The sequence below is a fragment of the Parasegetibacter sp. NRK P23 genome, assembly GCF_023721715.1.
GTDB lineage: Bacteria > Bacteroidota > Bacteroidia > Chitinophagales > Chitinophagaceae > Parasegetibacter.
In genome coordinates, this window is sequence record NZ_JAMDLG010000001.1 from 1,028,481 (window position 1) to 1,038,871 (window position 10,391).

The window sequence follows — 10,391 nt, forward strand, 5'->3', positions numbered from 1 at the left end:
CTAGCGGAGCATTTTCCGGATGAAATCCAGGTAGATATTGATGATACCGGATTCCTCGTACTTTTCTTTGATCATCGCCCTGCTGCGCAAACCCATACTTTTCAGTTCATCTGGTGATTTGTCCACCATTTTTTCCATCTGCAACGCGAGGTCTGCCGGATCTTTTGTATTACACAAAAACCCGTTTTTTCCCTCATCCACCAACTGCTCGCAGCCCACGTTCCTGGTGGTGATGATGGGTTTTGCCATACTGCTGGCCTCCATCAGTACGCGTGATAATCCTTCCCCGTAATAAGAGGGCAATACCACACAATCAGCCGCGTGAATGAACGGGCGGATGTCGGTACTTTCACCGAGGTACTCCACCGTTTTTTCCTGTTGCCATTCCAGCAGCTTTTGTACGGTAATAGAGTTGGGATTTTCCTGGTCGATGAAGCCCACCATACGAAACGTAACCCCCGGGTGTTTACGCTTCACGATTGCGGCGGCGGCGGCAAAGTCTTCCACCCCTTTATCTTTCAGCATTCTTCCGGCATACAGGAAACTGATCGGATGCGCGGGTATCTTTCCGCTCGCATAAAAGAAATTTGTGTCTACGCCTTCTCCGGGCAGCACCATCATCCGGGAAGGATCACCAATTTTTCGTTGGACGAAAACAGCTTTATCCTGCTCGTTCAGGAACCAGATGCCTTTTGAGCGTTTCATGGCCAGACGGTACAATGGTACCACAAGACCGGTCATCCAGCTTTTGCTGAAAGTATGCCCAAGCCCCGTAATTACCGCTACGGAAGGAATCTTGCAGAAAGAAGCCGCGAGGGTTCCGAAAATATTAGGTTTGATGGTGTAATGAAAAATAAGGCCGGGTGCATACTGACGGTAAATACGCACAAGGGTCCAGAAGGTGCGCCATTCGTTTAACGGAGAGGTTCCGTAATTGTCAATATACAAAGGCACAAACTCCACGCCTTCCGCTACGAGCGCTGCGCTGAAATTATCCTGCGGGGCAATTACCAATACCTTGTGCCCCTGTGCGCGGAGCGCCCTGATAAGGCCCCTGCGGAAGTTGTACATACTCCAACTGGTATTGGCAACGAGTGCAATGGTAGACAAACTGGATAAGGTTTAAAACAATGAATGATTGAGGAACGTGGCATATGCGGCCACTTCTCTCGCGATAGACGTATCCTGCAGGCCGGCGAGGTGGCGCTGGTGGTGACAATCGGTTCCGGCAAAGGACACCATCCCGTTCTTCAGGAGGTATCTGGCGGCGTGTTGCACATCAGGTCCGTAATAGCCGGATAGAGATAAGAGATTCACCTGCAGTTCGCAGCCGGCATCTTTCAGTTCATGGTATAATTTTTTATCGCGGTGCGCGTAATTGTAACGCTCGGGATGGGCGATCACGGGTTGGTAACCGGCCAGCTGTAATGAAAAGAGCATTTCCTTCCATCCCATGGACAGCGATGCAAACGGAAACTCCACCAGCACGCGGTTATCATTCAAAGTGAGCAAGGGGGTTTTATTGACCAGCAGTTCCTCGAAGTGGTCATCCATCATATATTCGGCGGCCAGTTTCACTTTCATGCCCGGGATTTCAGTTTCAAGTGCAGTATTCAAGGCAGCGCAGGCGGGCGTAAGCGTATCCGGTGTATTCTTGTAAAGGTCCCAGTAAATATGCGGGGTCGCTATCAGGTTACGGTAACCGAGTTGGTACAGCCCTTTCACCAGTTCCACCGCGGCTTCAAGGTCGGGCGCGCCATCGTCCACACCGGGCACCAGGTGCGCGTGCATATCTGTTTGAAGCAGGGTTCCTACAGGTTCCGTCTGCGTTTTTTTCTTAAACAAACTAAACATAAGCCTTCATTCTTCCTTCAAACAAAAATGCTCTTCACAACCGGTGAAGAGCATTTTACCAAAAGGTGTGGTAATATTTTCAAGTATTTGTTCCCGTTGCCGTTCAAAGATACAAAACCATTCTACGCGGGCAGCGCGGCAGCCTTTGTTTTATACTCCGCATACACTTTACGGATGCCTTCTTCCAGCCCTGTTTTCGCTTTCCAACCCAGGCCGTGGAGTTTAGATACATCCATCAGTTTACGGGGCGTACCATCTGGTTTTGAAAGATCATGTTCAATGTTTCCTTCAAAGCCCACGATCTTACTGATCAGCACCGCGAGGTCTTTGATCGCGATGTCTTCTCCCACACCAATGTTCACCAGTCCGGGCTCATTGTAATGCTGCATCAGGTAATAGCAGGCATCCGCCAGGTCATCCGCGTGCAGGAATTCGCGTAATGGCGATCCTGTTCCCCACATCACCACTTTTTCGGCACCGTTCATTTTCGCCTCATGAAACTTGCGGATCAGCGCAGGCAATACATGCGAGTTATTCAGGTCGTAATTATCATTGGGTCCGTAGAGGTTGGTGGGCATTACGGAAACAAAATTGCAGCCGTATTGCGAGCGGTATGCATCGCACATTTTGATGCCCGCGATTTTGGCGATGGCATAAGGTTCGTTGGTAGGCTCCAGTTCACCGGTGAGGAGGTATTCTTCCTTCAACGGCTGCGGCGCCAGTTTGGGATAAATACAGGAGGAACCCAGGAACATGAGTTTGGTGACCTTGTTCACGTAAGCGGAATGGATCACATTGTTCTGGATCATCAGGTTCTCATACAGGAACTCGCCCCGGTAGATGTTGTTGGCCATGATGCCCCCCACTTTCGCAGCTGCGAGAAACACGTAAGCCGGTTTTTCTTCCGCGAAAAAATCGGCTACCGACTGCTGGTTGCGGAGATCGAGTTCGGCTGAAGTGCGCGTTACGATGTTGGAAAAACCTTCCGCCGTAAGTTTCCGGAAGATCGCGGAGCCTACCATGCCACGGTGGCCGGCGATGTATATTTTATCTTGTTTGTTCATTCTTCAAAATTGATTACTCATACTGGTTCTTGATGCCGAAGCCCGATTCCATCAACAGTTTTTCCTTCCTGAAGTTGTTCACGTCGGCCGCTACCATTTCCTGCACCAGCATGGCCAGGTCGTATTTCGGTTTCCAGTTGAGTTTTGTTTGTGATTTAGTAGGATCGCCGATCAGCAGGTCCACTTCGGTGGGACGGTAATAACGGGGATCCACGGCCACTACTTCTTTTCCGATCTCCACCTGGAAATCGGGATTGGAGCAGGACACCACCGTGCCAATCTCCTTTTCCTCTTTTCCGCTGAAAGCTACTTCGATGCCTACTTCGGAGAAAGCCATCCGTACAAATTCACGTACACGGGTGGTAACGCCGGTGGCGATCACGAAATCTTCGGGAACATCCTGCTGGAGAATGCGCCACATCGCTTCCACATAATCTTTGGCATGGCCCCAGTCGCGCTGGGCATCCATGTTACCGAGGTATAATTTATCCTGTAAACCGAGGGCTATTTTAGCTACGGCGCGGGTGATCTTCCTGGTAACGAAAGTTTCTCCCCGCAACGGTGATTCGTGATTAAAAAGAATACCGTTCACCGCGAACATGCCATACGCTTCCCTGTAGTTCACCGTGATCCAGTAGGCATACATCTTGGCTACCGCGTAAGGAGAACGCGGGTAGAAAGGTGTTGTTTCCGACTGTGGAACGGCCTGCACCAGCCCGTACAGTTCTGAAGTGGAAGCCTGGTACACCTTTGTTTTTTTGGTGAGCCCCAGCAAGCGAACCGCTTCCAGGATACGCAAAGTACCTATACCATCGGCGTTGGCGGTATATTCCGGTGTTTCAAAACTTACGTGCACATGGCTCATCGCGGCCAGGTTGTAAATTTCATCGGGTTGTACTTCCTGGATGATGCGGATGAGGTTGGTGCTGTCGGTAAGGTCGCCGTAATGCAGTTTCAGGCGCACATCTTTATCGTGTGGATCCTGGTAGAGGTGATCGATGCGATCTGTATTGAATAAGGAGGAGCGGCGTTTGATACCGTGCACCATGTAGCCTTTTGAAAGCAGGAGTTCGGTAAGGTAAGCGCCATCCTGTCCTGTAATACCCGTAACGAGAGCGGTTTTTCGCATAGTTATACCAGATTGATCGGTTAATATTTTTACAATGAAGCCTTGGATTGCTTCTTTTTCGTAGCTGGATTTTGCCGTTAAGCGCAAAAATACGTTTTGTTCAATATTTACAAACTCCAGTAATTCATGTTGTTTACCTGTCCCCTGAAAATACCTTTCAGGTCGGCGAGCAGCGCGTTGGGGCGTGTAATACTTTTAAAGTAGGCCTCATCAAACGCCTTGTAGGGGTCATGCGCCACGGCCAGTACTACAGCATCATAATCTTCGCCAATAGTGTCATTGAGAGTCAGGCCGTATTCATGGGCCACATCTTCTGCTTCCGCATAAGGGTCCACAAAATCGACGTGGAGGGAAAAATCGAGCAGGTCTTTTACCAGGTCGGCCACTTTGGAGTTTCGGATATCGCTTACATTCTCTTTAAAGGTGGCGCCCAACACCAACACTTTCGCAGAGGCGGCATCAGGGGAATTTTTAATGATATGCTGTACGATTTTTTTAGAAACGTAGCGGGGCATTTCGTCGTTCACGAAGCGTCCGGCTGAAATTACTTTTGAATTATAGCCCAGTTGTTGTGCCTTATACGTAAGGTAGTAAGGGTCCACACCAATGCAGTGGCCGCCTACCAGTCCGGGATAATATTTGGCGAAGTTCCATTTGGTGCCTGCCGCTTCAATCACATCGTTGGTGGCGATGCCCATTTTATCGAAGATGATGGAGAGTTCGTTCATCAGCGAGATGTTCAGGTCGCGCTGGATGTTCTCCACGATCTTACCTGCTTCGGCAACTTTAATGGAAGTGGCTTTGTGCAAACCAGCTTCCACCACCAGTTCGTATATTTTCGCTATTTCTTCCAAAGACTCCGCATCGCAACCGGAAACGATCTTGATGGTATTAGTCAGGTTGCGCACTTTATCTCCGGGGTTGATGCGTTCAGGGGAATAGCCGAGTTTGAAATCGCGCCCCATTTTAAGACCGGAGAGATTTTCGATCACCGGGAGGCAATCTTCTTCTGTACAGCCGGGGTAAACGGTGGATTCGAATACGACGTAATCGCCGGGTTTGATGACTTTTCCGATGGTTTGGGAGGCGGAAAGCACGGGGCGGAGATCGGGCACTTTGTATTCGTCTACAGGGGTAGGGACTGCGACGATAAAAACAGTAGCTCCCTTCAGCTTCTCCAGATCAGCGGTAAACACGATGTCGCATCCTTCAAATTCAGTGGGTTCCAGTTCGTTGCTGGGGTCAATATGATCATTCATCATATCCACCCGCTTCTGGTTGATATCGAACCCGATTACGGCAACCTTTTTTGCGAACTTGAGGGCAAGCGGTAACCCCACATAACCCAGGCCAATTACGGCCAACCGTGTTTCTTTCGCGATTAATTCAGCATAAACCGACATGAATATTCTATTTTCTTTTTGTGAATTGAAATATCTTTCTGAGTGGCTTAAGGAGAAGTGTAAAGGGATAAGGTTGCAATTCATTTATTTTCCAGGCAAGCCTGTCTTCTTTGTTTGCTCTTATCCTGTTTTTCAACGATGCGTTACTCATTCCTCCCGCGCGCATTTTTACGATAATTCTGGGCAGGTATTTAACCTTCATTTTGTGCTTTAAACAAGCACGCAACATCAGTTCATAATCAGCGGCGCTTTTCAGTTCGAGGTTAAATCCTCCGATCTGGTCGTACACCCTTTTCCTGACGAAGAAAGTGGGGTGGGGCGGCATCCATCCCCAATAAAAAGATTTTGGATGGAAGCTTCCGCTCTTCCAGGTTCGCGTTACCTTATTCAGGTCGTCGGCACGAACATATTGAAGGTCGGCATAGCAGGCATCTACGGAATCATCTTTAAAGATGTCCATCACATCCCTTATTACTCTTTCATCTGTATAAACATCATCAGAGTTAAGAATACCGATCACGTCTCCGGAAGCGGCTGCGACACCTTTGTTCATGGCATCATAGATCCCCTTATCCTTTTCAGAAACCACCATGGCAACATGGGAAAAGTGTTTCACGATGTTCAGGGTATCATCTTTTGAGCCACCGTCAATGATAAGATGCTCTATTGGTCGGTATGTTTGCGCCGCAATACACTTTAAAGTATCCCCAATAGTGGCCGCGGAATTATATGTTGCTGTGATAATAGATATCTTCATCCGATCAAACGTTTTTTCATCCATACAGCAGGGTTCCCCTGGTATATCCCATAAGCGTCCATATTTTTTGTAGCTACAGCCCCAACGGTAAGTACAGCGTGTTCGCCAGCGGTAACGCCGGGGCAAACTACTGTTTTAGCGCCAATCCAAACACCATCATCCAATATAATGGGGGCAATCATCAGATCGAAGGTCGATTTTTTATAGTTATGATTCCCCGTAAGCAACATGGCGCCTTGTGAAATGCAGACATGGCTGCCTATGGTTACCCATTCCAGGTTATCGATCCAGACGTTTTCGCCGATCCAGCAATGGCTCCCGATATTTAGTTTCCAGGGGTATTTTATATTCACGCCTGGTTTTATAATCACCCCTTTACCAATTTTTGCGCCGAAAAGTTTTAACAGCGCTACTTTAAGACCTGAAACCGGGTTCAACGGATTCATGAAAAAAAGTACATTGGTGAAATACCACACCAATTGCTTTAGGGTGGAAGCGCCGATCTTACTTTTGAACCAGGAATTATTATAGGCGGAAAGATTCGTCATCATAGAAAAAGCATCCGGTATTTGTTTTTAAAATCGCCCTCTTCCATGTACCTGGCGGCCACCTTCTTTGCGCCGTAAGACCATACTTCCCATTCCGTATGGTCCATCGCAAGCAGGGTTTTCAGTTTTTCCGCGAAAACGGCTGATTGTTTTAAGGGAACATCCCAGCCCGCCCTAACCGATTCAAGATTCAGCCACGGCGTTTTATCACTAATCAACACAGGTCTTCCGGCATATAAAGATTCGAATATCGCATGTCCGAAATTCTCTCCCAAAGTTGGAAGCACAAAACAGTGGTAGTGGTGCAATAACCGCTGTACCTCGGCATTTGGGAGGGCGCCTTTTATTTCCACCATAACATTTGGTGGAAGGTCAGCAATAAGCCTGCGGCACTCCAAAACATATTCCACATCTTCCACAGCCCCGTAAACATCAAGACTAATATTCCCGGGGAACTTGTATTTTGAAAGCAATTCAAGCAGGTAGCGGAGATTTTTTTTCGGACTAATCCTGGATATGAACACCAACCTCAACTGCCCGGGCATCTTAGGCGGCCTTACCGCGTTTATTTCTTGTAAAGACGGGATATTGTTCACCAGAATGAAAGCGGCTTTGGGAAATACTTTCTGAACATCCATTACTTCTTGTGTGTCAGTAGCATGGAAAAGGACACGTTTATGAAGTCCCATCAGACGAAAGGCCCTAAGGAATATCATTTTCTTCCTGCTTTTAAGCTCCAGCGCCCCGGGATGAAGCATGCCTCGTGGAGCAAGGATGATTTTTCCGGGGTAGCGTAAGGTTTTTAATGCGAGCCGCGGGTAAATTGTAAAAGCAAGAGAAAACATGCTGTTAAAATAAACCACATCGGGCCTGAGCCGCGCCACAATACTTCTTATAGCCGTGATATTCAGTTTGTTTTTGTCGGCATAAAACACTTGTTCTCCGTGCATACCATCCAGCCACTTGCCGGTTGTTATGCCGGGATAGGTATGGGGATCGTTAAGGTCGCGATCTGAAGTGAAAACGAAAAAATCGAACTCTCCCTGCATCAATCCTACAATATTTATGCAGGATTGGATGGGGCCGCCGGCTTTATAACCGGGGTAGTACCAGTCTGTGAAGAGGAGTATTTTTCGTCTGTTATTCATCACCAATGCTTCTAATTGTGCCGGCCCATGTTGCGTGCGTTATGCGTTCAGATAGTCTTCTGCTTCGTTCACTCATTCCAGATAAACCAATATCATCCTGCAGGAGCAACTTGTGTAATTTCCCTTTTAAGTCTTCCTTTTTCCCGGAATTAAAGGAATATCCATTGTATCCGTTAATAAGAAACTCACTGGCGGCTCCACAGGTGTCAGACAACAGAAGTGCACTTCCTGCAGCTGCAGCCTCCTGCACCACCACTCCCCAATGCTCCTGTTTACTCGGCAGACAGAAAACAGCAGCCCTGTCATAAAAGCGGGCAAGTTCAGATGGTTCCATAAAATCGTACATTTCCACCTGTGCATGGCTACCATATTTGTTGGTTAGCTTTTCTTTCATGGGGCCACGCCCTATTAAAATCAATTTCCATTCCGGGAACTGATTATCTTCTGCAAGCGTAGTAAAAGTTTCTAAAAGCCAGTCAGGACGCTTATATTCAACCAATCTGCCTGCGTACAGGATTATTTTTTCCTTTCTGCTCTTCAATTTGCCGAATTTACCAATGTCGCCACAATAAAGCCCTCTCAGAATTTTTTCATGCGGAAAACCAAGTTTTCTTGCAAAATCATATTGGGGGTAACCCGCCGCCCAGATATAATCAGTCTTCCCCTTTAAAAGTAAAGGGGCCAGCACTGATGCCAATTTCTGCCTTAATGTTCCTTTCCATGGATTATCCAGCCCAGTAACAATGGGGATTTTACCTTTCCATTTTTTCATGAAAGACTGATAATCCCTATCTCCCCATCCTGCTACATAGATCAATTCAGGCGCGATAGTAGCCGAAAACTCATTTAGGAAAACACTTTTTTCCAGTAAAGTAACCCTTTCTACATCCGGGTAAGAGTATGGTGCATTTTCGTCAGCCTTATAGTATACCACCGTGGCCGTAGACGCAGGACTATTCCTCACGAGATAACAGACACATTGGAAAAAGTAGTCCGGAAGCCGTGTGTACAAAAACAAAAAATTACGTGGTTCAGCGTTCGTCATACAAATCCATTTAGCCATAACACTTTTTCATGTCGGTTTCTATCTTATTTCGTCACAATATATTTCGATATTCTTCATACCAAAAATGTCAACTACTTTAAGCGGGAACAATCAGATATCGAATAGTAACGTACAGGCTATTATATTCAAATTATGTTTGCGGCTTTTTGAAAAATCTCTTTACGTTAGGTACATTAAAAACCTAGGATGAATGGCTCTCAGCGTTTCGAGATTTGTAGTGCCAGAAATTAAGACAAAGCATTGCTACAAAAAATGGAGTCCCATAATCTATTATTCCTCCCAGCTTAAACGACTTACTGATAAAGTGACTAAGACACGCAAGCGAAATATTCCTGTATTTTCCTTTATCCAGAAGTATTATTCTTTTAGCGATGGACACAATGTAAAAAAGGAGCCCTGCAATTCCCAGTTCTGAAAAAACACGTATGGTTAACGAATGGGCAGAAGGCGCATTTAGTCCATAGTACCAATTGTATACAAAGGGAGAATTTTGATAAAAGCGGTGGTACATTTCTTCGTGCCCCCCCACTCCGCTCCCAATAATGTTCCAGTTTTTGAGGTTGTTTTGCGCAACCATAAGATTGGAATAAAGTGAGGTTGTTGTTCCGTTCGCATCAACATCTCTAGATAAAGCACTCAAATTTCCGCTGAACACTTGCTGTGTTTCAACTATTCTGGTATTAAAATTTTCATTAAAATTCACCAACACGTGAAAAACGAGGTAATACAATAACGGAACCGATATAACGAGATAAATAATATTCACATAGGCGATGCTCAACACCAATAGAAGTGTCAGGTATCCTGTAAGATTAAAAGTAAGTATCAGGGCGAGCAGCATCGTGATAAAATACGCCTTATATTCTTTATAGTGAAAAAAGGTAAAGATCAACGCGGGCAATAGAATAGCCGCATAATGCGAAGGTTCATAAGAAATGGAATCGAGCCTTCCCGGTATTTTTACCAGAACATTGATGCCTTGAAAAGAAAGAATTACCTGTACAATACCAAAAACGGCACTAAAGAAAGCAAATTTCACATAAAGCCTGAAAATATAATGCCAGTCGTATTTCCATATAACATAAAAATTTACGGAATATATGATAACAATAGGGATGATCTGTTTAAGAAAACCTCCGTAGCCAAGGTTTAAAAACACTATTGAAATGAGAGAGGAGACTACGAAATACAAGTACAATTTCCATGGAACGATTGCTGTAGCCACAAGCGACCTGAAGTTATAGACGAAGTAACCGATGGCAAATGTATAAGCCACGAAATCGAAATCTATTCCAAAAACCCTGGAAGAGCCAATCTCCTTGGTAAAAACAGAAAGCACCAACATAACTTCAGCAAAAGAAGCAAGGTAGAGCTTGGTATCAGATACAGGAACACTACGGAGGAACAACGCTCTCATACTCG

At 46.1% G+C, this 10,391-nt stretch carries 10 protein-coding genes; all 10 read right to left on the reverse strand.

The window, feature by feature from the left end; translation table 11 throughout:
* The gene (locus M4J38_RS04115; RefSeq protein ID WP_251758261.1) at positions 1-1,110 is read right to left on the reverse strand and encodes a glycosyltransferase family 4 protein; all 1,110 of its coding nucleotides are present in this window, start codon (positions 1,108-1,110) and stop codon (positions 1-3) included.
* 12 nt (positions 1,111-1,122) lie between these two features.
* Positions 1,123-1,854, reverse strand: a complete 732-nt coding sequence (locus M4J38_RS04120) for a tyrosine-protein phosphatase (protein ID WP_251758262.1) — start codon at positions 1,852-1,854, stop codon at positions 1,123-1,125.
* Positions 1,855-1,976: 122 nt separating this feature from the next.
* Positions 1,977-2,918: a GDP-L-fucose synthase gene (locus tag M4J38_RS04125; RefSeq protein WP_251758263.1), complete on the reverse strand. Its 942-nt coding sequence runs from the start codon at positions 2,916-2,918 to the stop codon at positions 1,977-1,979.
* A 13-nt stretch (positions 2,919-2,931) separates the two neighbouring features.
* Positions 2,932-4,047: a GDP-mannose 4,6-dehydratase gene (gene gmd / locus M4J38_RS04130; protein ID WP_251758264.1), complete on the reverse strand. Its 1,116-nt coding sequence runs from the start codon at positions 4,045-4,047 to the stop codon at positions 2,932-2,934.
* Positions 4,048-4,154: 107 nt separating this feature from the next.
* Positions 4,155-5,450 (reverse strand): nucleotide sugar dehydrogenase, encoded by a 1,296-nt coding sequence (locus M4J38_RS04135; protein ID WP_251758265.1) that lies wholly within the window; start codon positions 5,448-5,450, stop codon positions 4,155-4,157.
* A 7-nt stretch (positions 5,451-5,457) separates the two neighbouring features.
* Positions 5,458-6,207: a glycosyltransferase family 2 protein gene (locus M4J38_RS04140; RefSeq protein ID WP_251758266.1), complete on the reverse strand. Its 750-nt coding sequence runs from the start codon at positions 6,205-6,207 to the stop codon at positions 5,458-5,460.
* The gene (locus M4J38_RS04145) at positions 6,204-6,758 is read right to left on the reverse strand and encodes a WcaF family extracellular polysaccharide biosynthesis acetyltransferase (protein ID WP_251758267.1); all 555 of its coding nucleotides are present in this window, start codon (positions 6,756-6,758) and stop codon (positions 6,204-6,206) included. The genes M4J38_RS04140 and M4J38_RS04145 overlap by 4 nt, the downstream gene beginning before the upstream one ends.
* Positions 6,755-7,903, reverse strand: a complete 1,149-nt coding sequence (locus M4J38_RS04150; protein WP_251758268.1) for a glycosyltransferase family 4 protein — start codon at positions 7,901-7,903, stop codon at positions 6,755-6,757. The genes M4J38_RS04145 and M4J38_RS04150 overlap by 4 nt, the downstream gene beginning before the upstream one ends.
* Positions 7,896-8,948, reverse strand: coding sequence for a glycosyltransferase (locus tag M4J38_RS04155; RefSeq protein WP_251758269.1), 1,053 nt, complete (start codon positions 8,946-8,948; stop codon positions 7,896-7,898). Before M4J38_RS04155 ends, M4J38_RS04150 begins: the two co-directional genes overlap by 8 nt.
* Positions 8,949-9,150: 202 nt before the next feature.
* Positions 9,151-10,386: a hypothetical protein gene (locus M4J38_RS04160; RefSeq protein ID WP_251758270.1), complete on the reverse strand. Its 1,236-nt coding sequence runs from the start codon at positions 10,384-10,386 to the stop codon at positions 9,151-9,153.
* Between the last annotated feature and the right edge of the window lie 5 nt (positions 10,387-10,391).